Origin of the sequence: Halocella sp. SP3-1 (assembly GCF_003953885.1) — a bacterium.
GTDB lineage: Bacteria > Bacillota > Halanaerobiia > Halanaerobiales > DTU029 > Iocasia > Iocasia fonsfrigidae.
In genome coordinates this window covers 251,059-274,592 of sequence record NZ_CP032760.1, presented here as the reverse complement: position 1 = coordinate 274,592, position 23,534 = coordinate 251,059, and the positions used below count along the sequence as shown (strand labels likewise).

Annotated in this window: 23 protein-coding genes; 22 read left to right on the top strand and 1 reads right to left on the bottom strand. The window is 38.0% G+C overall.

Going from position 1 to position 23,534, the window contains the following annotated elements:
* The first annotated feature begins 51 nt into the window (after positions 1-51).
* The 7 genes from D7D81_RS01265 (at position 52) to D7D81_RS01235 (ending at position 7,992) form a co-directional block, all read left to right on the top strand.
* Complete coding sequence (locus tag D7D81_RS01265; protein ID WP_125986556.1) at positions 52-855, top strand: beta-keto acid cleavage family enzyme; 804 nt, start codon at positions 52-54, stop codon at positions 853-855.
* A 271-nt stretch (positions 856-1,126) separates the two neighbouring features.
* Positions 1,127-2,116 carry a TRAP transporter substrate-binding protein gene (locus D7D81_RS01260; protein ID WP_125986554.1) on the top strand — a complete coding sequence of 330 codons (990 nt, stop codon included), beginning with the start codon at positions 1,127-1,129 and terminating at the stop codon, positions 2,114-2,116.
* Positions 2,117-2,185: 69 nt separating this feature from the next.
* Complete coding sequence (locus D7D81_RS01255; RefSeq protein WP_125986552.1) at positions 2,186-2,668, top strand: TRAP transporter small permease; 483 nt, start codon at positions 2,186-2,188, stop codon at positions 2,666-2,668.
* Between the two features lies 1 nt (position 2,669).
* Positions 2,670-3,953: a TRAP transporter large permease gene (locus D7D81_RS01250; RefSeq protein WP_125986550.1), complete on the top strand. Its 1,284-nt coding sequence runs from the start codon at positions 2,670-2,672 to the stop codon at positions 3,951-3,953.
* A 167-nt stretch (positions 3,954-4,120) separates the two neighbouring features.
* Positions 4,121-5,545, top strand: coding sequence for a four-carbon acid sugar kinase family protein (locus tag D7D81_RS01245; RefSeq protein ID WP_125986548.1), 1,425 nt, complete (start codon positions 4,121-4,123; stop codon positions 5,543-5,545).
* 299 nt (positions 5,546-5,844) lie between these two features.
* A complete protein-coding gene (gene sat, locus D7D81_RS01240; RefSeq protein WP_125986546.1) occupies positions 5,845-7,005 on the top strand; it encodes a sulfate adenylyltransferase in 1,161 nt (386 codons plus the stop codon).
* Positions 7,006-7,128: 123 nt separating this feature from the next.
* A complete protein-coding gene (locus D7D81_RS01235) occupies positions 7,129-7,992 on the top strand; it encodes a DegV family protein (protein WP_125986544.1) in 864 nt (287 codons plus the stop codon).
* A gap of 39 nt (positions 7,993-8,031) precedes the next feature.
* Here D7D81_RS01235 and splB read toward each other — a convergent pair whose 3' ends face one another.
* A complete protein-coding gene (splB, locus tag D7D81_RS01230; RefSeq protein ID WP_125986542.1) occupies positions 8,032-9,054 on the bottom strand; it encodes a spore photoproduct lyase in 1,023 nt (340 codons plus the stop codon).
* Between the two features lie 306 nt (positions 9,055-9,360).
* Between splB and D7D81_RS01225 the strand changes: the two genes are divergently transcribed.
* From D7D81_RS01225 to D7D81_RS01155, 15 genes are all read left to right on the top strand, one after another.
* The gene (locus tag D7D81_RS01225) at positions 9,361-9,927 is read left to right on the top strand and encodes a cupin domain-containing protein (protein ID WP_164522070.1); all 567 of its coding nucleotides are present in this window, start codon (positions 9,361-9,363) and stop codon (positions 9,925-9,927) included.
* Positions 9,928-10,254: 327 nt separating this feature from the next.
* Positions 10,255-11,379: an ABC transporter substrate-binding protein gene (locus tag D7D81_RS01220; protein ID WP_125986538.1), complete on the top strand. Its 1,125-nt coding sequence runs from the start codon at positions 10,255-10,257 to the stop codon at positions 11,377-11,379.
* 67 nt (positions 11,380-11,446) lie between these two features.
* Positions 11,447-12,319 carry a branched-chain amino acid ABC transporter permease gene (locus D7D81_RS01215; protein ID WP_125986536.1) on the top strand — a complete coding sequence of 291 codons (873 nt, stop codon included), beginning with the start codon at positions 11,447-11,449 and terminating at the stop codon, positions 12,317-12,319.
* A 2-nt stretch (positions 12,320-12,321) separates the two neighbouring features.
* Positions 12,322-13,326, top strand: a complete 1,005-nt coding sequence (locus D7D81_RS01210; RefSeq protein ID WP_125986534.1) for a branched-chain amino acid ABC transporter permease — start codon at positions 12,322-12,324, stop codon at positions 13,324-13,326.
* The gene (locus D7D81_RS01205; RefSeq protein WP_125986532.1) at positions 13,310-14,080 is read left to right on the top strand and encodes an ABC transporter ATP-binding protein; all 771 of its coding nucleotides are present in this window, start codon (positions 13,310-13,312) and stop codon (positions 14,078-14,080) included. Before D7D81_RS01210 ends, D7D81_RS01205 begins: the two co-directional genes overlap by 17 nt.
* A 24-nt stretch (positions 14,081-14,104) precedes the next feature.
* Complete coding sequence (locus D7D81_RS01200; protein ID WP_125986530.1) at positions 14,105-14,818, top strand: ABC transporter ATP-binding protein; 714 nt, start codon at positions 14,105-14,107, stop codon at positions 14,816-14,818.
* 35 nt (positions 14,819-14,853) lie between these two features.
* Complete coding sequence (locus D7D81_RS01195) at positions 14,854-15,342, top strand: L-2-amino-thiazoline-4-carboxylic acid hydrolase (RefSeq protein ID WP_125986528.1); 489 nt, start codon at positions 14,854-14,856, stop codon at positions 15,340-15,342.
* A 48-nt stretch (positions 15,343-15,390) separates the two neighbouring features.
* Positions 15,391-16,737 carry an L-cysteine desulfidase family protein gene (locus D7D81_RS01190; protein ID WP_125986526.1) on the top strand — a complete coding sequence of 449 codons (1,347 nt, stop codon included), beginning with the start codon at positions 15,391-15,393 and terminating at the stop codon, positions 16,735-16,737.
* Between the two features lie 335 nt (positions 16,738-17,072).
* Entirely contained in the window at positions 17,073-18,083 is a 1,011-nt protein-coding gene (gene dhaK / locus D7D81_RS01185; RefSeq protein WP_125986524.1) for a dihydroxyacetone kinase subunit DhaK, read from the top strand.
* The gene (gene dhaL, locus D7D81_RS01180) at positions 18,079-18,714 is read left to right on the top strand and encodes a dihydroxyacetone kinase subunit DhaL (protein WP_407929683.1); all 636 of its coding nucleotides are present in this window, start codon (positions 18,079-18,081) and stop codon (positions 18,712-18,714) included. The genes dhaK (D7D81_RS01185) and dhaL (D7D81_RS01180) overlap by 5 nt, the downstream gene beginning before the upstream one ends.
* A gap of 2 nt (positions 18,715-18,716) precedes the next feature.
* On the top strand, positions 18,717-19,121 hold the full coding sequence (gene dhaM, locus D7D81_RS01175; protein WP_125986520.1) for a dihydroxyacetone kinase phosphoryl donor subunit DhaM: 405 nt from the start codon (positions 18,717-18,719) through the stop codon (positions 19,119-19,121).
* A gap of 4 nt (positions 19,122-19,125) precedes the next feature.
* The gene (locus D7D81_RS01170) at positions 19,126-19,386 is read left to right on the top strand and encodes an HPr family phosphocarrier protein (RefSeq protein ID WP_125986518.1); all 261 of its coding nucleotides are present in this window, start codon (positions 19,126-19,128) and stop codon (positions 19,384-19,386) included.
* A 360-nt stretch (positions 19,387-19,746) separates the two neighbouring features.
* On the top strand, positions 19,747-20,757 hold the full coding sequence (gene dhaK, locus D7D81_RS01165; protein ID WP_125986516.1) for a dihydroxyacetone kinase subunit DhaK: 1,011 nt from the start codon (positions 19,747-19,749) through the stop codon (positions 20,755-20,757).
* A gap of 14 nt (positions 20,758-20,771) precedes the next feature.
* Entirely contained in the window at positions 20,772-21,398 is a 627-nt protein-coding gene (gene dhaL, locus D7D81_RS01160) for a dihydroxyacetone kinase subunit DhaL (protein WP_125986515.1), read from the top strand.
* Between the two features lie 62 nt (positions 21,399-21,460).
* A complete protein-coding gene (locus D7D81_RS01155; RefSeq protein ID WP_125986513.1) occupies positions 21,461-23,446 on the top strand; it encodes a methyl-accepting chemotaxis protein in 1,986 nt (661 codons plus the stop codon).
* Positions 23,447-23,534 lie beyond the last annotated feature (88 nt).

The following is a 23,534-nucleotide window of genomic DNA, read 5'->3' as shown; positions in this document are numbered from 1 at the left end:
GATTCTTAGAATAAGTTTGTTGTGGTATTAAATTTCGAAAGGAGAATAAAAGTGAGAAATATATTAATTTCTGTTGCGCCTGTTTCAGCATCAGATAAGTTGATAAATCCCCAAAAGATAGCAGAAGAAGTTATTGAGTGTGAAAAAGCTGGAGCAAGTATGGTTCATCTGCATGTGCGTGACTCTCAGGGAAATCTCACTCCGGATTTGACAGTATTTAAAGAAACGGTTGAGCGGATAAGAGAAAAATCAGATATTATTATTCAGGCATCGACGGGAGGTGTTTCAACATTAAGCATACAACAAAGATGTGCGCCATTATATTATGATAAGGTTGAAACAACATCGTTAAATGTGGGGTCCTGTAATTTAGGGGAAGCAGTTTATTGCAATCCCATAGATGAAGTGGAATATTGTGTGTCTGAGATTATAAGAATGAATAAGGTGCCGGAAATAGAAGTTTTTGAATTGGGAATGATCCATACAGTGACAGAGCTCAGGAAGAAGTTTGCATTTCACAACCCTATATTATTTAGTATTGTTTTAGGACATGCAGGGGCAGCACCTGCCACAATTGAAGCACTGACAGCAATGAGAAATTTTATTCCAGATGATACGCTCTGGGGAATTACTCACGCACATAGAAAGAATTACGATATATTTTCCGCAGCACTGGGTATGGGGGCTTCGACGTTAAGGGTTGGATTTGAAGACAGCAACTATTTGGATGAGCATACACAAGTAGATCGAAATGTACCTTTAATTGCAAGGGTCGCTAAGATTGTTGAAACGCTGGGTTTTGTGCCGGCGGCACCACATGAAGCAAGAAAAATGCTCAATATCGGAACAGGTTAAATAAATATGTGTAGAGTAAACTCGGCTAAACTCTAATAATCAAAAATCGATTTTAAAAAGGGTTGTTAAGAATTTTAACCCAATTAGAGGTTGATCCGTTTCCATATTGGCACATAAGCCAGTAAGAGTGGAAGAGACAGATTTGGTCTCAGGGTTTTTCACTACACGAGAAGGATCTTATAGAAAGAGGTGATAAAAGGAAACAAAGCAATAGCTTGGTATGTATTTACAAGATTAAGCCAAAAATAAGTTTCAAAGGGGGATATTATTAATGAAAAAGAATCTTTTTATTTTAACTGTAGTAGTAATGATGGCGGCAGTCTTATCTTTTAGTGCTTTTGGAGCCAGAGTTTTAAGGTATTCACATATGAATGCACCGAAGAGTGTAGCAGGACTTCAGGCAACTTATTTTTCAGAATTAGTCAAGGAGAAAACCAATGGTGAGATAGAAATACAGGTATATCCATCTTCTCAGTTGGGGAATCTTCAGGAGATGGCTGAAGGTGTAAGTATGGGGACAGTAGCTTTTCATCATAATACAGCTGCTGCTATTGGTTCACTCTATAAAGATTTTGCTGCCTTGGATACACCGTTTATCTATAGAGATGTTGATCATCTTTTAAAGGTAACAGCCCCGTCTTCACCAGTTATCAAAGAATTAAGTGATGCTTTAATCAAAAAAAGGGATGTCAGGGTTCTATATAGTTTCTATTTTGGTACTAGGCATTTAACCCTGGATCGTGCAGTATATGAACCAGCAGATTTGAATGGTCTAAAAGTCAGGGCTATTCCATTTAAGATTTATATGGCAGCAGTTGAAGGTTTGGGGGCAGTTGCAACACCAGTTGACTGGTCAGAAGTACCGACAGCCCTGGCTACTGGTACCGTGAATGGGCAGGAAAATCCACTGGATGTTATTTACTCCAATAAATTAAATGAGATTCAATCACATCTGATGTTGACTGGACATATTAAAGCATCTGAATTGGTAGTAGTAAATGAGTCAATCTGGCAGTCATTATCAGTAGAAAACCAGCAGAAAATTAGGGAAGCTGCTGAAGAAGCCAGCCAATATGCCACTAACCTGGTATTAGAAAAGGAAGAAGAACAATTGGCTGCCCTTAAAGAGGCTGGTATGACAGTAATTAGTGAAGAAGATGGCCTTGATCTAAAGGCTTTTAAGGAGAACACCCTGGAGATTATTAATGAGAGATTTGATGAAGAATATGGCTATATATATGATATGATCAGGTCTATGTAAATCTATAATAGGCACATGGGACAGCTGAAGCTGTTCCATGTGTACTACTAAATATAGGCGGGGAGCATAATGATTATTAAAAAAGTATTTAATAAAATTCTTTCAAGTTTAGAATATATGTCTTTGATTGCGTTATATGGTATTGCTATACTTATTTTTACCCAGATTGTTTTTCGTAACTTCTTTTCAATTGGACTTAGCTGGACAAATGAACTTTCCAGGTTTTTACAGATAAGTCTGGTGTTTTTAATGTTGCCAGTTCTCTTAAAAAAAGAAGCCCATGTTAAGATAGATTTTATAATAAGCAGATTACCCGAAAAAATAAGAATAATTATTAGGTCTTTGACAAGTGTTCTTACTTGTTTTTTCGGGATATACTTCTTAAGGAGTTTTCTACAACTTATGGGAAAAGTAGGGAATGTACCGACAGCAGTATTAAACTGGCCTAATTTGATATTCTTTTTCAGTGGTTTTCTTGGAAGTTTATTTGTTATTTTATTTGCTTTAGAAAAATTTTTTGGTGAATTATTAAAGATGAAGGATGTGAAATAAAATGAGTGGATTAACAATAGTACTATTATTCCTTCTCTTGATTGTCTTAGGGGTTCCCTTACTTATAGGTATGGGTTTGACCAGTATTATTTATCTAATAGTAGAACAGATTCCCTTAAATGTACTGGCTCACCGGATGCTAAATTCAGTTAATTCTTTTACTTTGCTGGCGGTACCACTATTTATATTTGCTGGTAATTTGATGAATACTTCAGGTATATCAAACAGAATATTTGATTTTGCTAAAATGCTGGTTGGAAGAGTTAGAGGTGGACTGGCACAGGTAAATATAATAGCAAGTCTTATTTTTTCAGGTATATCAGGGGCAGCCCTTGCTGATGTTGGAGGACTCGGAAATATAGAGATACAGGCTATGAAGGATCAGGGCTATGATAGTGATCTGGCAGCCAGTATAACAGCTGCTTCAGCTACAATCGGTCCTATTTTTCCACCGAGTATTCCCTTAATTATTTATGGGGCTGTTGCTGAAATCTCCGGTATTAGGTTATTAATTGCTGGTATGATACCTGCCCTTATTATAACTATTTTTTCTATGCTGCAGATAGCTTACTTTGCCAAAAAATATGATTATCCGGCTGGAAAAGAAAAATTTGATTTGAAATTGTTTTTATCGAAAACCGGTAAGGCTTTACCTGCCTTACTAACTCCGATTATTTTAATTGTTGGTTTATTGTCAGGTGTTTTCAGTCCAACAGAAGTGGCGGCTTTTACTGTGTTTTATGCTATTATTATAGGTAAATTTGTTTATAAAGAATTAAGCTGGAAAATGGTAATAGATATGGGAAAACAGAGTGTTAAAGCCAGTGCGAGTATTTTAATAATAATTTCAGCTGCTTCAATTTTCGCCTGGGTTTTAACAGTGGAACAGGTACCAACATTATTAAGCAATTTTATGTTTAGTATCTCTCATGATCCCTTAATTTTATTACTTTTAACAAATGTATTGTTACTTATTGTTGGTATGATTATAGAACCAATAGCTGCTATTTTAATACTGACACCTATTCTACTGCCTCCACTAACCCAGGCTGGAGTAGACCCTATTCATTTAGGAGTAGTGATGGTCTTAAACCTGATGGTAGGTTTATTAACTCCACCAGTGGGAATGAGTTTGTATATGGTTAGTGTTGTAGCAGATAGTCCGGTAGAAAAGGTTATTAAACGAATAATACCATTCTTGCTTCCTATCTTAGCAGCTTTATTATTGGTAACCATCTGGCCGAATTTATCTACCTGGCTTCCAGAAATAATCTTCGTGAACTAACTTTGTTAATTATGAGCTAGTAAGTCTATTGTTTTATTTTAGAAGGGGTTAAGTTAATAGAGGAATCAGTTTTGGTAGTGTAAAAAAAAGAAACAAGAGCTATAAGCCCTTAAATATAAAGGGGTATTTAGACGAAAAGGCTCGTGCATATAAAGGGGGTAAATGTTGTGAGTGAATTGGATTCTAAATTATTGTTTTCTTTCAAAGAGGTGGATGAAGATAAAATTACGCAGCAGTTAGATGAAGCTTTAGGAAAATTGGGAAAAAAAATAATCGTACTTGACGATGATCCTACTGGTGTGCAGACTGTACATGATATTTCGGTGTATACGGATTGGAGCAGAAAGAGTATAGAAGATGGCTTTGCAGAAAAAAACAGTATGTTTTTCATATTAACCAATTCCAGGGCTTTTACGGCTGAAGAATCGAAGAAATTACATGAAGAGATTGCCGATAATATTCAAGAAGTTTCAAAAGAGACAGGTAAGGATTATATTCTTATCAGCCGGGGTGACTCTACGTTAAGAGGACATTACCCGTTAGAAACAGCTGTTTTGAGAAAGAGTATCGAAAGCAATTCCGAGAATAGGTTTGATGGAGAAATTATATGTCCTTTTTTTAAAGAGGGTAGTAGATTTACGATTGGCAATGTTCATTATGTACGGTATGATGACCGACTAGTGCCGGCAGGAGAAACAGAATTTGCCAAAGATAAGACATTTGGTTATAAAGCCTCTCATTTGGGAAAATGGATCGAAGAAAAGTCCGAAGGAGAATTTAGAGAAGAAGACGTAACTTATGTATCTCTTGAAGACCTGAGAAATGTAAATATTGATAAGATTAAAGAAGATTTGATAAATATTCGAGATTTTAATAAAGTTGTTGTCAATGCAGTGGATTATATTGACATTAAAATTTTTGCATTGGCATTTGTTGCAGCTGTTTTAGATGGGAAAAGATTTATGGTAAGAAGTGCGGCATCTATCACTAAAGTGCTTGGAAATGTTGCTAACAAAAAACTTTTGACAAGAAAAGAACTTGTAAATGATAATAAAAATGGTGGGATTATTGTTGTGGGTTCCCATGTCAAAAAGACGTCGGAGCAGCTGGAAGCATTAAGAGCATGTCAGAATGTAAAGTTCATAGAGTTTAATCAACACCTTGTGCTGGATCTGGTGGAACTTAAGAAGGAAGTGGATCATGTGGTAGCTGCTTGTGAAAAGTATATAAAAGCAGGAAAGACAGTAGTAGTTTATACAAGAAGAGAAAGATTTGACTTAAATACGGAAGATAAGGAAGAGGAATTAAAAATTTCAGTTAAAATTTCCGATGCGGTAACCAGTATTGTGCAAAAGCTCAAAGTTCGGCCGAATTTTATTGTAGCAAAGGGTGGAATAACTTCAAGTGAAATTGGTACAAAGGCACTTGGAGTAAAAAAGGCCACTGTAATGGGACAGATTAAAGCGGGTATTCCTGTATGGCAAACAGATGCTGAAAGTAAATTTTCTATCATGCCGTATGTTATTTTTCCTGGAAATGTGGGGACAATCTCTACATTGAAGGAAGTAGTAGAAATCTTGATGGGCAGATAGGAGGATAAAATGTAAAACAACATTCTATTAATCATGATAGGATGTTGTTTTTTATTGCGCCGCATGGGTGCTTTCTTTAAGATGATTTTACAACACATATAGTGATACTAACCAGAAAATTTTAAACTAAATACGTTGGTAAGCCATATTCTTTAGTAGGGTATGTGTGATTTGATGAGGGGCAGTCATGAGAGTGATCGCCCTGCTTTATTTAGATTAAAACCCTTCACAAAATATTATTTTAACCATAATATATTAAGTAGTATTAAAAATATAAGGTAATATTTTGGAGGGGTTTTATGATAAAGCCACATGGTGGAAGGCTTGTTAATAAAGAAGTATCTGGGGCTAAAAGGGAAAATATACTGGAGTACTTAAAGGAAATGCCACTACTTAAGCTCAGCAGGCGGGATTTAATGGAACTTGAGAATATTGGGGTTGGGCTTTATAGTCCATTAGAGGGATTTATGAATGAAGAGGAATATAATGGGGTTGTTGAAGAGATGCGTCTGTCTAATGGTACGGTCTGGCCGCTGCCGATTGTACTGGGGGTTTCAAAAAATAAAGCTGCTGCATTAAAAATAGGAAGCAAGATTGCTTTGGCTAATCAAGCTGGTAAGGTGTATGGGATACTGAAACTGGAAGATAAGTTTATACCTGATAAGGAGAAAGAGGCTGAATATGTTTATCGGACAAGGGATAGAAATCACCCTGGTGTTGCTGCACTGGACCGAAGGGGAGAGGTTCTGCTTGGAGGAGAGCTTATACTGGTCAACCGTTTAACAGATTTACCTTTTACCAGTTATCGTCATGATCCTATAGATGTTCGTCGGGAATTTCGTAAAAGGGGATGGAAACAGGTAGCTGCTTTTCAGACCCGCAATCCCATTCATCGGGCACATGAATACCTTCAGAAATGTGCCTTAGAAATTACTGATGGTTTATTTTTGTCACCACTGGTAGGCGAGACAAAAAGCAGTGATATACCAGCCAAATACAGGATTAAAAGTTATGAGGTTGTGATAGATAAGATTTATCCTTCCAGTAGGGTCTATTTAACGGTTTTTCCAGTTGCTATGCGCTATGCTGGTCCCAGGGAGGCTGTGTTTCACGCTCTATGCCGTAAAAACTATGGTTGCAGTCATTTTATTGTCGGACGTGACCATGCTGGTGTAGGTAATTATTATGGTACATATGATGCTCAATTAATTTTTGATGAGTTTGCTGAGGAAGAAATAGGTATTACCCCTTTGAAATTTGAGTATTCTTTTTATTGCACAAAATGTCAGGGGATGGCCACTGCTAAGACATGTCCCCATGATAAGTCCTATCAGATTAGTTTGAGTGGTACCAGGGTAAGGGAGTTACTACGCCAGGGAGAACGTCCGCCAGTAGAAATTACCAGACCTGAGGTAGTAGATGTATTAATAGAGGCAATGATCCAGCAAGAGGAGAATTAGTTGAAAAATTGTTAAAAAAGAGATATATTAATATTAGGAGCAGAAGTTAATATTATAAGACGATTAATGTTCTTTATATTCTGATAAGCTATTCAAAATTATTTACTTAGGGGGATTAAAGAAATGGGTTTACAATTGGTAACAGATAGTGCAGCTGATCTGCCGGAAAATATAATAAATCAGTTTGATATAGTAGTTGAGCCATTAACAGTTAATCTGGATGATAAGGTTTACAGGGATGGGGAGACGATTAAACCTGTTGAGCTATTTCACGGGATGAGAGAGGGTAGGGTGTATAAGACAGCACAGGTCTCAGTTGGACAGTTCAAGGACTTGTTCACTAAATATGCTCAAGAAAAGCAGAGCTGTCTTTATCTTGCTTTTTCTTCTGAACTCTCCGGTACTTGTCAGGCAGCCGTAATAGCCAGTGCTCAAGTTAGAGAGGATTTCCCTGATTTTGAGATAGAAATAATTGATACTAAATGCGCTTCTTTAGGCGAGGGGATGGTAGTATATAAGACTGCACAACTAATTGAAGATGGTGTCAGTAGAGAAGAGGTAATAGAGGCAGCAAGGTTTTATGCAGATCATATGGAACATATTTTTACTGTTGATGACCTTGAGTATCTATACCGCGGAGGGAGGGTTAGTAAGGCCTCTGCTTTTATTGGAGGGGTGTTAAATATAAAACCAATTCTGGATGTAGAGGAAGGACGTCTTATCCCTATAGAAAAAAAGAAGGGCAGGAAACGTGTTTTTAAACGCATCCTGGGGTTAATGGAAGAACGGGGTATGGATATCTCGGGACAGGAGATAGCAATTAGTCATGGTGATGATCTGGAGGCTGCTGAAAAATTAGCTGATATGATCAGGGAAAGATTTAAACCAAAAAGGATAATTATAAATATGATCAGTGCTGCTATTGGTGCACATGCCGGTCCAGGAACACTGTCAGTATTTTTCTTGAATGACAATTATAATAAATAGTAAAGATTTAACTGCTATAGTTCAGAGGCAGGTGTTTACTTAAACAAAATATTTGATTTCTGCCTCTGGAAAAGCCTTGCTGATTATACCTTTCATAAAGTCCTCGATTTCTTTCATTTTTTCTTTTGGGTAGATATATTTTCCATAGCCAAATTGCCCATATTTAAACTGTCTGACTTCCTCATTCATGGGTAGTTTGGTCTCCGGGTAAATCTCTTCAATAATTTTTTTAGCCCTTTCTGTAAATCTATGGGTGATCAGTTCAAAGGAAATACCTTTACCGTCTGAATTAAGATTATCCCTTAAATTTTTTATTAATTCACTGTATTCATTTTCCCAGTTCTTATAAATAAAGATAGGGGCGATTAAGAACCCCAGGGGATAGTCTGCTTGATAAACCTTGCTTGCTGCCTTTATTCTTTCTAGGGGAGTTGGGGTTGTTGGTTCAAATTTTTCAACGGCATATTTGCTATTTATAGAAAAGCGAAATTCAGTTTTTTTCTGATGGTCAATACCCAGTAAGGGTTCTACTTCAGTAAATTTGGTTACAAAACGGAATTTTCCCAGCTTTTTATCTGCAAAATATTTGATAGTGCTGGCCAGTGAACCTGTCCACTTTTCTACAGGTAGGGGATCAGAAGTAGCTGCACCTTCAAAAATTGTGGTTTTTGGTTTTCTATCTACTATATATTTTTCTGCCCTGGCCAGGATATCTTCAAGATTAACATAGACTTTAATATAGGGGTTTTTGCCCAGATTGGTAGAGAGATAACAATAATGACAGTGGGCAGGACAGCCTGTAACCAGTGGTAATTGATAATGGGCAGAGGGTTTACAGGATTGGAATTTATTTAAAGAACGAACAGATACAACAATAGTTCTCTTGGCCCGGGCGAATTTTTTACGAAAGGAAATATCATTATCAAAGGGAAAAGGGCCTTTGGAGGAGACCTTATGTACTTTTATGCCTTTTTCTTTAGTAAAAAGCTTATATAGTTGATTCCCCAGGGGATATTCAAGGGCATTTTCTCTAAAAATAACATAAGAAGGGGTAAATGACATAATAATAATCCTTTCTATTAACTGCTGTTATTTATTTATAATCTTCTTTATGCTAAAAAATATACAGGTATTATATATTGGCAAAAATTTATACATAAAAAATTGTCGAAAAAATTTTACTAATATAAAAATACCCTTGACATTTTATATATTAGTAAATTATAATAGTAATATATTAAGTAATACTAAAGAACATATATTTTTGAATTTTTTGTAAATATAAAATTAAGAGGAAATTAATGTCCTTTGCGAGAAGATAGAGTAAGAAGAAAAAATAAGGCATTGGAATTCAGGGGGGCATTTGAAGTGAATGAGAAATACAAATATGTAGGTAAGAGATTACGGAAAGAAAGGATCAAATATGGATTGAGTTTAAATGAATTGGCTGAAGAAACAGGCCTATCCTCATCTTTTTTGAGTTTGTTAGAAAATGGTAAAACCATTCCATCTCTTAAGGTGCTTGATAAGCTAACTACCTTTTTTTCAATCCATATTGCAGACCTTTTTGCTGTTGATGAAGAGCAGGATTTTATACATCTTATCAAAGACAATCAAATAGAGGTTACTAATGATAGTGATACAAGTTTGAGATTTTTACTTCCCAAGAGTATCGATTGTTCAATTGAACCTGTTTTGATTACCCTTAGACCAAATACTGTAAACAGGGAATTTACTTCACACCGGGGAATAGAGTTTGGTTATATATTAGAAGGTGAGATTGAGGTAAGTATTGAAGGTAAGGAACCAGTTGTTTGTCAACAGGGGGATTCTATTGTCTACAGGGCTAACCTTGAACATAAGGTGATTAATAGACAAGATAAAGTGGCTAGAGGACTCTGGGTTGGCATACAGGGCAGTGATTTTAATATTTAGTATATGTTAGGAACCTGACTGTGGATTTGGGTTGGGTTTACTATATATCATAGTTCATCTCAAAAAGTCGGATAATATATATGTTAGCTTTATGTTATTTTATACCCTGTAAATTTAATATTAGTCAAGATAAAGGTTAAAATATTCAATATAACTTGACAAATCAGCAATATTTATAATATAATTAGCGTAAATCTGACATGTATATAACAAATAGAAAGGAGTGAGCATGATAGTAGTATATTTCTGGCAGAGAGATGAAGGCTTGTTTTCATTGGATGATACTAAGGATACAGGCAGTATTCAATACTAAAAAGGAGGAGTAAAATGAAAAGATTGTTATTAATAGTTCTGGCAGGTATTATGGTTTTAAGTCTTGGACTAACTGTTTCTGCTGAGGATGTTGTAAAGATAGGTCTATCAGCCCCTATTACAGGGAATTATGCGGAATATGGAGAAAACTTCCGTTACTCAGCCCAGATGGCTGTTGAAAAGATTAATGCTGAAGGCGGTATCAGGGGACGTAAAGTGGAACTTGTTATTATGGATAGCAAGGGAGACCCCCGGGAGGCTGCAACTATTGCCCAGAGGTTTGTAGAAAACAAAGAAATAGTTGCCGAGATTGGTGACTTTACAAGTACAGCCTGTCTGGCTTCTGCACCGATCTATGAAAGAAATGGTATGGTACAGCTGTCACCTACTGCTTCTCATCCTGATTACGCACCAGCAGGTCATTATATGTTTGGTATAGTAGGCACCCAGGATGCTGAAGGTCCTTTTAATGTCGAGTATATTGCCCAGGAATATATGGGTCTTGATTCTGTGGCCGTTATTTATATCAATAATGACTGGGGTGTAGTAACTAAGGATCGTTTTGTTGAATCAGCTAAAGAGAAGGGACTGGAAGTAACTACTTCTCAGCCGTTCTTTGAGGGTGAAAGGGACTATAATGCAGTGCTGACCAAAATACGTGAAACTAATCCTGATGGTATTTATATTGCCGCTATGTATAATGAGGCATCATTGATAACCCGTCAGATTGATAATCTGGGTTGGGATGTTGAAATGTTAGCGCCAAGTTCTGTTTTTTCAGATAATTTCATAGACCTGGCAGGGGGTTCAGCTGAGGGTCTGGCAACCAATACTTTCTTTGCTCTTAATGACCCCACTCCCAAGGTACAGGCCTTTATAGCAGAATTTAAGGAAAGGGCTGACCGTGAACCTAACTTACATGCAGCCTGTGCTTATGATGCAACACTAATGCTGGCTGAGGCTATTGAACGGGCTGGTTTTGACAGGGCAGCAATCCGTGATGAACTGGCTAATACTCAGGACTTTGTTGGTGTTACTGGTAAATTGGTCTTTACAGAACAGGGTGACATTGTACGCAAATATAAAATAATGGTAGTAGAAGATAACGAATGGGTCATTAAAGAGGATTATACTAAATAATTGCAGTATAAGGTAAGGGGCTGCCCTGTTAAGGCGGCCTCTTATAAAGAAGGATTGGAGGGAAACTATGTTTTTCTTACAACAGCTTATTAATGGGCTTACCCAGGGAATGATTTATGCCTTGATGGCCATAGGTTTTTCTGTAATATATGGTGTTGTGGGCCTGGTTAGTTTTGTACATGGTGAAGTGATTATGCTGGGTGCCTTTACAGGTTTTTTTATGATAAGTTTTTTAGGTACTAATCTTTTGTTTGCTTTAATAGTTGGCTTTATAGTAACCTGGATTTTGGGAATGGTTGTTGATAGCCTGGCCTATCGGCCCTTCAAAGATGCCCCTAGGGAGATACCTTTAATTATGACAATAGGTTTATCCATTTTCCTAAGGAGTTTGACACAGGTGATCCTAGGGACACAGCAAAGGGTAATTCCCAGTATCTTTGAAGGTAAGTATTTTGTTATCGGAGATATTAGAATAACATATATCCAGATTATTATTGCTGTAATAGTTATTGGTTTGAGTCTGGCCCTGCAGCAGTTTTTATATCGTACCAGGACAGGTTTGTCTTTGCGGGCAGTCTCAATGGATAAAGATGCTGCCGCTCTGGTTGGTGTAAATGTCAGTAAGACTATCAGGACAGGTTATTCATTGGGCTGTGCCCTTGGTGGGGTATCTGGTGTTTTACTGGGTATTTACTATAATTCTGTCCATCCAGTAATGGGGGCCAGTGCTTCAATGAAGGCTTTTGCTTCAACTGTTTTTGGTGGTTTGACAAGTATACCAGGTGCTGCTATAGGTGGTATTGTATTAGGTATAGCTGAAAATCTGGGTGTAGGTTATCTCCATTCTGGTTTCCGTGATATTATAGCCTTTGTAATTATTATTGCTATATTATTAATTAGACCTTCAGGAATTATGGGCCGGAAGGAGGCGGGGAAATAGGTATGAGAGAATTTATTCAAAAAAATAAGAAGATTTTGTTAATAACTCTGGTTGTTTTAGCGCTGATCCTCCCCCTGTTTGTGAATAATTCGTATTATATGCGGGTGCTGGTCAATGTCTTAATCTATATTCTGCTGGCCAGTAGTCTTAATGTAATAAATGGTTATTCTGGGCAGTTTAATATTGGTCATGCAGGGTTTTACTGTGTAGGTGCTTATACAGCAGCTATCCTGGCTACCCGCTTTGGTTTGAGTCTCTGGTTGTTGTTACCATTAAGTGGTTTAGCGGCTGCCTTATTTAGTATGTTTCTCGGTCTGCCGACCTTGAGGTTAAAGGGTATCTTTTTGGCCATAACAACCCTTGGTTTTTCAGAGATTATCAGGTTAACCGTTTTAAACTGGACCTCATTAACCCGTGGACCAATGGGTATCCCAGGTATACCTTTTCCTAAATTGTTTAGTTATCAAATAACAAATAATACACAATTTTACTATATTATACTCTTTATTGTGTTATTAATGTTGTTTATTACTAAGCGGATATTAAATTCCCGTATTGGGAGGGCCTGGATTGCTATCAGAGAAGATGAACTGGCAGCAAGGTCTATGGGTGTAGAAACTTTTAAATATAAGTTATTAAACTTTGCTTATGGGACTTTTTGGGCAGGTGTAGCAGGTTGTTTTTATGCCTTCTTTACTAGTTATGTAAGTGCCGATAGCTTTATTCTCGATGAGGGTTTTTCCATACTTGGTATGGTCATAGTTGGTGGACAGGGTACACTGCTGGGTCCTGTTATCGGAGCAACCTTTCTGACCATCCTACCAGAACTGGTAAGGTCTATTGCTGAATACCGTCTGGTTATTTTTGGTGCGGCAATTGTGATTACAATGCTGGTAAGACCCCAGGGTATTGCCGGTAGTAAAATGTTATCACAAAAATTAGGAAGGTCTACTAAGAAAAAGGTGACTAAGAATAAGGGGGGTGACAGTAATGTCTCCACTTCTTGAGACTAAAAAAGTAAGTAAGCATTTCGGAGGGTTAAAGGCTGTTGATGGAGTTGATATACAGGTAGAAAAGGGAGAAATATTTGGTATTATTGGACCCAATGGAGCCGGAAAAACAACCTTTTTTAATTGCTTAACAGGTTTATATACCCTTACTGCCGGGGATATTTTCTTTAAGGGTGAGAGTATTACAGAGGCTTCGCCATCACAGGTTGCCAAACTGGGTATGGCTAGAACATTTCAAAATATTAAATTGTTTAAATATATGACTGTACTTGATAATGTTAAAATTGGTTTTCATACTCAGACAAAGACAAAATTATGGGATGCTATTTTTAATACTGGTCAGTTTAAAAAAGATGAACAGCTTACTGTTGATGAAGGTATGGAGGTATTAAAAAGGGTTGGTTTAGAGAAATATGCTGCTGATTTTGCTTCAAATCTGCCCTATGGCAACCAGCGCAAATTGGAGATAGCCAGGGCTCTGGCGGTTGGACCAGATATCCTCTTATTAGATGAACCGGCAGCTGGTATGAACCCGGCTGAGACTGCCAGTTTGATGGAGCTTATTAAGCAGATAAATAATACAGGATTAACCATTGTTGTTATTGAACATGATATGAAATTTATTATGAATGTCTGTGATAGGATAGCTGTTTTAAATAACGGTAGAAAGATATGCCATGGTACACCAAAAGATGTTCAATGTAATCAAGAGGTGGTTGAGGCCTATCTTGGTAAAGGCTCAGTTCATTAAGCAGTGAAGAGAGGTGAAAAAAAGTTGCTTAAAGTTGAGGATTTATATGTTAATTATGGTAATATTGCTGCTGTTCAGGGTATAAGTTTTCAGATAAAAGAAAAGGAGATTGTTACCTTGATAGGGTCAAATGGTGCAGGTAAGACCAGTACCTTAAGGAGTATTTCTAATCTGGTCTCTAAGAGTGGTGGTAGAGTTGTCTTTAAAGGAAATGATATTACGGATTGTGAAGCGAGTGAAATTGTCCAGATGGGTATGTGTCATGTCCCGGAAGGGCGTCACATTTTTCCCTATATGACTGTTGAAGAGAATCTGAAAATGGGTGATTTTGGTAATACCAAGGAAATAGAAGATAGGGTAAAAGAGAATTTAATTCAGGTATATGACCTCTTTCCCAGACTAAAGGAACGAAGGAAACAGAATGGTGGCACCCTTAGTGGTGGGGAACAGCAAATGCTTGCTATTGGGAGGGGACTGATGTTAAACCCTGATCTTATTATGTTAGATGAACCATCACTGGGTCTGGCACCGATATTAATTGAACAGATATTTGAGCAATTTATCAAGATCAGGGAATGGGGAAAAACCATTCTCTTAATTGAACAGAATGCTAATATGGCTCTACAAATTGCTGACAGGGGTTATGTGCTGGAAACAGGAAAGATTATTCACTCTGGCAAGGCTGATGACTTAATTGATGACCCACAGGTTGCCAGTGCTTATTTAGGTATTGATTGATAAACTATTTAAAAATATAAAGGGAGGAATTACTAATGACTATTAAAAACAATGCTAAGTTAAATGAAGAACACATTAATGATCTAAGGGGTGCGTTTGAACATAGGGCGACCTGGTTCTATTTCCTGCTTGATGAGGCTCGCAAAAAAGGGCTGGACTGGGATGATTTTGCTAGAAAGGCTATTTTTAAATGTGGTTGTTTTCATGGTGATAATAAATTTACTGATACAGATGACTTGAAAGAGTTTGCTGCTGAGTTTGCTAATGATCAGGTTAAAGATATCTTTGAAATGGATATAGTTGAATCTACCGATGATAAATTTGTTGTTGAATTTAATTACTGTCCCTTGGTTGCTGCCTGGATGAAACTAACTGATAATGGGGAAGATATTGACCATCTCTGTGATATTGCTATGGATGGTGATCGGGGGATATTATCTACCTATGATAATTTTGAATTTGACCTCCAGGAGACAATTGCCTCCGGTGGTGATGTCTGTAAAATAGTAATTACCAAGAAATAGTTTAATAAGCTAACATTCCTGAAAAACTTTAAATAAGGAAGGATACCTATGTTTACATTAAAAGAATTCTTAGAAAAAGAAGTTAAACCTGCCCTCGGCTGTACTGAACCTGGTGCTGTGGCTCTTGCTGTTGCAAGGGCCTGCCAGGAGATTAAAGTAAAAGAAGAAATAGATTATATAGAAGTTGAAGTTAGTGATAGTGTTTATAAAAATGGCATGGATGTAGGTATACCTGGGACAGATGGGGCCCGCGGGAATGCAATAGCTGCTGTCCTCGGGCTTATCTGCGGCAAGGCCAGTTATGGATTAGAGGTACTGCGTGATTGTCAAAAAGAGGATGTGCTAGAGGCTAAAAAATGGATTAAAGATAAGAGGGTATCAATTATCTGCCACCCGGAAAAGAGTGGGGTGTATATTCATGCAGCAGTATTTGTAAAAAAGCAGGCTACTATTTGCATTATTGAAGGTGACCATTCTAATATTACTATTGTCTCTAAGAATGGGAAAACGATATTTGAAAAGAAAGATTTCCCTAACACTAAAGATAAGAAAGAATCAATCCAGGATATGATAGGCAAATTAAGTTATAGAGAAGTCCTTTCTTTAGTAGATGATATTGATCAAGATGATGTAGCTTATATTATGAATGGTGTTAAGATGAATTTAAAGATGGCTGAGTATGGTTTGCGTGATGATACAGCAGCTGGTGCCGGGTTTGGTAAGGCATTAAAGAAAATTATGAAAGAAAATAAACTTGAGCAAGAGCTTGGTTACTTAATAAAGAGTTATAGTTTTGCAGCATCTGATGCCAGGATGGGTGGAGCCTTTTTACCAGTAATGAGTAGTGCTGGTAGTGGCAATCATGGGATTACAGCTATTATCCCCCTGGCAATTGTAGGGAGAAAAAAGGGAAGAACAGATGAAGAGATTGCCAGGGCCATAGCAATCAGCCATCTTACTACTAGTTATGTAAAAAGCAAGATAGGTAGGCTTTCACCAGTATGCGGCTGTGCTGTAGCTGCTGGTTCAGGTGCTGCTGCCGGGTTGACATATATATTGGAGGGTAATTATGAACAGGCTGTGCTGGCAGTAAAGACTTTGTTAGCTAATACAGCAGGTATGGTCTGTGATGGTGCCAAGGAAAGCTGTGCACTTAAGGTAGGAACGGCTGCATTTGAGGCTTATCTCTCGGCCCTATTTGCCCTGGATGACAAGGGTATTGACTCTGCCCAGGGTGTAATAGATGCATCTATAGAAGTAACTGTGAATAATATGGGAAGAGTTAACTGTATAGGCATGAAAAATATGGACTCGGTTATTATAGATATTATGGAAGAGAGGGCTGAAACTGCCAGGAAGGAATATAAGGAGAACAGGATTTCTATCGGGGGATAGGATAGCTTTGAAGACCGACAAATATATTTGTTTCCCTTGTCGTGTACCGCAGGCACTCCGCATCTAAGCAGAGCATACAAGAAAATTAAGGTTGCGCTGCGGTGTCCTACCTACGCTTACTGTCGAGAAATTCTCCTTCGGCGTCCTGCCTGCGGATAATTTCTAGAGTCGTCCAACAAATATATTTGTCTGGTTAATAGTTTGCTGATTAACTATGGGTAATAAATAGTTGACTTAAGAAAGTTGATGTTTTGATTAAGTCTGGGTGGCGAAGCCATTTTGTTCAGCGCTTATCTTTGTGTTACAATATATATATGGTAAAGGGGGTTGAGAATGTGAAGAAGATTATTAATGACCCGGAACAGGTTGTTGATGAGATGTTGACTGGTATGGTAATGGCTCATCCGGAGATAGTAAGGGTTAATGGTTTTAATGTCCTAATCAGGAAAGAGAGTAAGAAGAAAGATAAGGTTACTCTTATTAGTGGTGGTGGCAGTGGCCATGAACCTGCCCATGGGGGGTTTATCGGTTATGGTATGCTGGATGCTGCGGTTTCAGGTGAGGTTTTTACTTCACCAACACCAGACCAGATTCTGGAGGCGATTAAGGCTGTTGATACAGGGAAAGGGTCACTTTTAATTGTCAAAAACTATTCAGGTGATGTTATGAATTTTGAAATGGCCAGTGAGATGGCTGAAATGGATGGAATAGAGGTCGAGCAGGTTATTATAAATGATGATGTAGCTGTTGAGGATAGTACCTATACTACAGGAAGAAGGGGTATTGCCGGAACAATTTTTGTTCATAAGATTGCAGGTGCTATGGCAGAAAGAGGGGCTTCCTTAAGTGAAGTTAAAAGGGTCGCCCAGAAGGCTATCAATAACCTTCGTTCCAAAGGGATGGCTCTAACTTCATGTACTGTGCCTTCTGTAGGGAAACCAACCTTTGAAATAGCTGAAGATGAGATGGAAGTGGGCCTGGGGATACATGGTGAACCTGGTGTGGAAAAAATAAAAATTAAATCAGCAGCAGAGATTGCTGAAAATCTGGTAGATAGTATTGTTGAAGACCTGCCTTTTAAATCTGGTGATGAAGTAGCTCTCTTAATTAATGGCCTGGGGTCTACTCCGCTAATGGAGCTTTATATTTTAAATAAATCTGTTCAGGATTTGTGCCGAAAGAGGGGCATTAAGGTATATAAAACATATGTTGATGAATATATGACCTCCCTGGAAATGGCTGGGGCTTCAGTCTCTATGCTTAAACTGGATGATGAACTAAAAGAATTACTGGATGAACCGGCTGATACCCTTGTTTTGAAACAGGGAGGGAAAAAAGATGATTAATTGTAATAAAGAACAAGTTATTAATATTATAAAAAATATAGCTTCCACCATGGAAAAAAATAAGGAATACTTAACAGAACTGGATTCAGCGATAGGTGATGCTGACCACGGTATAAATATGAACAGAGGATTTAAAGCAGTAGTAGAGAAATTACCTGAAGTTGAAGATAAATGTATAGGCACTATCTTAAAAACGATTGGAATGACCCTTGTTTCTACCGTAGGTGGTGCCTCAGGTCCACTCTATGGTACCGCTTTTATGTATGCCGGTAGAGAGGTTACAGGGGAAAAGGAACTTGATCTAACTGATATAAAGAATCTTTTCAGGGCTGCCCTGGAGGGATTAGTGAAGAGGGGTAAGGCAAAACCAGGTGATAAAACAATCGTAGATACTTTGACACCAGTAGTTGATTATTTTAAATCTAGCTTAGATGAAAAAACAGATAATGAGATATTAGAAGAAATAGTAAGTATTGCTAAAGAATCAATGGAGGCGACAAAGCCTTTGCTTGCTAAAAAGGGTAGGGCCAGTTTTTTGAAAGAACGTAGTAAGGGACATCTCGACCCTGGGGCAGTCTCCTGCTATCTAATGATTAAAGAATTTGCGGCTGTATTGAAGGGTGTGGCATAAAAATGGTAGGTATTGTAATTGTATCACATAGTAGTCAGGCAGCAGATGGTATTAAAGATATAGCCTTGCAGATGGCAGATGTTTTAGATTTAAAGCTTTCTGCTTGTGGTGGTAACAAAGAAGGTGGTATTGGTACAGACCCTGATAAAATATTAGAGGCTGTAGAAGGGGTTTATTCCAGCGAGGGAGTAGTTATTATTGCCGATCTAGGGAGTGCAGTTATGAGTGTGGAGATGCTTGTAGAGGGCATGTCAGCCGAAAAAGCCCGGAACATCAGGGTTGCCGATGCACCTATTCTGGAAGGGGCAGTTATGGCTGCTATTGAGGCTTCTGCCGGAGCTGATCTTGAGAGTGTACTGGCTGCTGCTGAAGCTGTACGTGATATGAGGAAGATAGAAAGGGATTGATATCATGCTTGAAAAAGAAATTACTTTAAAGAATGAAACAGGATTACATGCCCGCCCTGCTGCCCGCTTTGCAAAACTGGCCAATACATTTTCTTCAGATATTAAAATTTCTTATCAAGGGAAAACATATAATGGGAAAAGTATTATGCGTATAATGACCCTGGGTATTCCCTGCGGTGCCAGATTTACACTTCAGGTTGAGGGACAGGATGAAGAAGAGGCATTAAATCAATTAGAAGAACTATTACTACATGGTTTAGAGTAAATGATTTATCAGTTTTTTAAATCAATTATGAGTCTGTTTTACTATATAAGTAGCACTTAAATATTAGACTTTTCCGTTCCAGCCAATTATATTAATTTCGCTTGTCGTTCGTTACAGCGTCCTGCCTCCACTTACTGTCATATATTTTTCACCACAGGCACTCCGTATCTAAACAAACCGTGCAAGAACATTAAGGTTGCACTTCGGCATCCTGCCTATGTGAAAAATATAGAGTCGCTCCATTAATATAATTGGCTTACACAAAGCATTAGTGTGAATAAATTAAATGCAACTTAAATATACTGAATTAAAAAATTTATAATTAATTTATGAAAATCATTAAATCTCAGGAGGGATAATGTGAAAAAGATTATTAATGATCCAGATAATTTTGTTGATGAGATGATAGAAGGCCTTCTTAAGGCCCATCCAGAGGAATTAAGAACAGTTGGAGACGACCTGCGTGAGCTGGTCAGAAAAGATGCCCCGGTAAAGGATAAGGTCGCTATTGCTACTGGTGGGGGTTCTGGCCATCTACCTATCTTCCTGGGTTATGTGGGAAAAGGCATGCTTGATGGGGTAGTAATAGGTGATGTGTTTGCCTCCCCCAGTGCTCAGCAGATGTATAATGTTACTAAAGAAATAGATAGTGGGAAAGGTGTTCTTTATCTCTATGGGAACTATGGTGGAGACTGTATGAACTTTGATATGGCTTCAGAGATGGCAGAAATGGATGATATCAAGGTTGAAACAGTACTGGTAACAGATGATGTTGCCTCTTCCCCTAAGGGAGAAGAAGAGAAACGACGGGGTGTAGCTGGACTGGTTTTTGCCTATAAGATTGCTGGAGCCAAGGCGGCTGAAGGGGCAGAGCTTGAAGATGTTGCTGCTGTAACCAGGAAGGCCTTGTCCAATATCAGAACAATGGGGGTTGCCCTTTCACCATGTACTATTCCACAGGTAGGCAAACCAACCTTTGAGATTGCTGATGATGAAATGGAGATAGGTATGGGTATACATGGTGAACCAGGTATCCACAGGGGGCCATTGAAGAGTGCAGACGAAATAGCTGAAACAATACTTGCAGCTATTTTTGAAGATGGACCCTATACTGAAGGTGATGAGGTTGCTGTACTGCTTAATGGCCTAGGGGCAACACCTCAGGAAGAATTATATATTGTTTATAGGAAAGTAGCCGAAATTTTGAATGATAAAGGAATTAAAATATACCGTAATTTAATTGGTGAATATGCTACCTCTATGGAGATGGCCGGAATGTCTATTACCTTGCTGAAACTAGATGAGGAACTAAAGGGCTTGCTTGATGCCCCGGCAGATACTCCATTTTTTTCACAGGCTAATATAAGATAAGGGGGTGATGGGAGATGAAATTGAAGATTGATGAGATAAAAGGTATTGTTAAGGCTATTAGAGATACAATGCATAAAAAGAGGGAGTATTTAATAGAACTTGATTCTGTTATGGGTGATGGTGACCTCGGACTTACCATGTGTAAGGGCTTTGATTCTGCTGTAGAGGCGATAGAATCCTATGATGGAGACGATATAGGTCAAGGCCTATTGAAGATAAGTATGTCTATGTCAAATGCGGCAGGAACTATGGGAATACTACTAGCATCTGCAATTATGAGTGCTGCCAAAGCCTCTAAAGGCAAAGAAATTTTGGAAGCAGATGACCTTGTTGAGATGGCCTATGCAGCAATAGAAGGAATTAAAAAAAGGGGTAAGGCCAAGGTGGGGGATAAGACTATCCTTGATTCCCTTGTCCCGGCAGCTGAAGCCCTTGATGTGGCTGTTAAAGAGGGAAAAGAACTCCCAGAAGCATATCGTGCAGCTGCAGAGGCTGCTGCCGAAGGGGTAGAAAAGACCAAGGAGATGGTTTCACAATTTGGCAGGGCACATTATTATGGTGAAAAATCAAGGGGGAATCAAGACCCTGGTGCTACAGCAGCACTCCTGATTTGTCAGGCAATTAGTGATTATTTAAATTAGGGATATATATTATGCTGGGTCCAGCTGGGTCCAGCTTTTTTCAATAGTTTGGAGGGATTTTTATGTTGAAGACTATTAAATCAAGATTAATGCTTATAATTAGTCTACTGGTTATTGTACTTATTGCTACCAGTTCATGGTTTGCATATAACCAGTCTAAAGGGGTAATAAGGGAGATGGCAGTTAATTCTGCCAGACAGCTTGTTAATAGTAATGCAGAGGCAATTTCTTTACAGTTACAGGCTATCAGGGCTCAGATTATGAATTTAGCTGATACTGATGCAATAAAGTTTATGGACTGGGGGCAACAGCAGCCTATATTTGAGAGGATACTAAGCCACGAGGACTATATAGAATCTATTCTGGTAGCAGATTTAACAGGAGAGTATCAGGTTACTGCTGGTGAGAATGGGAATATTAAGGATCGACCCTATTTTAAGAGAGCAATTAGTAATAATGTGACAGTGATTTCTGACCCGGTAATAAGTAAGGCAACAGGCAAACAGATTATAGTTATTGCTAGCCCGATTATAAAACGCTTTACTGATGATCAGGTTATTGGTATTGTAGGGGCAACGATAGAACTTAAGTTTCTACAGACTTTAGTGCAAGAGATGAATATAAACGGGAAAGGCTTTGGTTGGATTATTAATGATGATAATAATACAATTGCCCATCCTGAGGAAAAATACATAGGTAATAGTTCTTTGATTGATAATGCAGGAGATGGTCTTAAGGGCATTACAGCCAAAATGCATGGTAAGTCAGGAGTAGACTTTTATCAGCAGCAGGGGGAAGAGAGGTGGCTGGTCTATACACCAATAGACTTAACTGACTGGTCGATAGCAATGGGGGTAAAAAGCCAGGAGGTTTTAAATGGTCTACAGATTGTAAAAAAGGGTAGTTTTTTGATCAGCCTGATAGCAATCTTAATCGGGCTATTAGTTAGCAATTTTATTGCGAATTACATAACCTCCCCAATTCTAGCACTGTTGGAAGTAATAAGTAGTCTGGCTAAAGGAGATTTAAGAAAAGAAATAACAGGAAATACTATGAATCGTAAAGATGAGATAGGGATTTTGGCCAGACAGGTAAGGGAAATGACAGTAAATTTTAGAGATATAATAAAACAGGTCAAAGATGTTTCCTCTAATGTAGTCCAGTCAAGTAATGAGGTACAGCATTCTGTAGAACAGATTGGTAATACAGCTGAACAGGTTGGAGTGAGTATACAAAATGTTGCTTCAGGTGCCGAAGAGCAGAGTGCCCAGGTTGATGAAACAGCTAATAATGTAAAATTACTAAGCAGTGAAATAGACGGAATTAGGACCAGTTCTATTGAACTTGCTAATGAAGCAGAGGAAGTAAGTCAAAAGATATCTGTGGGGAATAAATCAATTAAGGAATCTGTTAACAAAGTAAAGGCAGTTAAAGATGATAACAGTAGAATAGGTAAGGAGATTAATACACTTGGAGAGTATTCCCAGGAGATCGGACAAATAGTTGGATTAATTAGTAATATCTCTGAACAAACAAATATGCTGGCTTTAAATGCAGCAATAGAGGCTGCCCGTGCTGGGGAAGCAGGACGTGGATTCAGTGTAGTAGCAGATGAGATAAGGGAATTAGCTGAGGAATCAGCAGGTGCTACTGATAAAATAGCTGCCCTAATTAATGAAATACAGACTGGAATTAAAGATGCTGTAGATCAAATGTCTGAGGGTACAGCTAATGTTGATGATAGTGTACTGTCCATTCAGGAGACAGGTAAAATATTTGCTGATATCAATCAGATGGCTGTTAATTTAAAAGAGTCTCTTGATAGGGTTAAAGAGAAGACTGGTGTTATGAATCATAATAGCCAGAGTGTTGATCAGGCAATTAATGACATATCTGTTGTTAGTGAAGAATTTGCCCAGACTGCTGAAGAGGTTGCTGCTTCCAGTGAAGAACAGATAGCTTCTACTGAGGAGATTATATCACTTACCCAACAGCTAGCAGATGGATCAGCAAGGCTTAGTGAAACAGTGGATAAGTTTAAAATATAGGGTAAAGAAAAATAAAGTAGTCCTGCCTTTAAAGGCAGGACTACTTTATTTAATTAACAGTTTTTAAAGATTAGGCTTTTTTCATAAT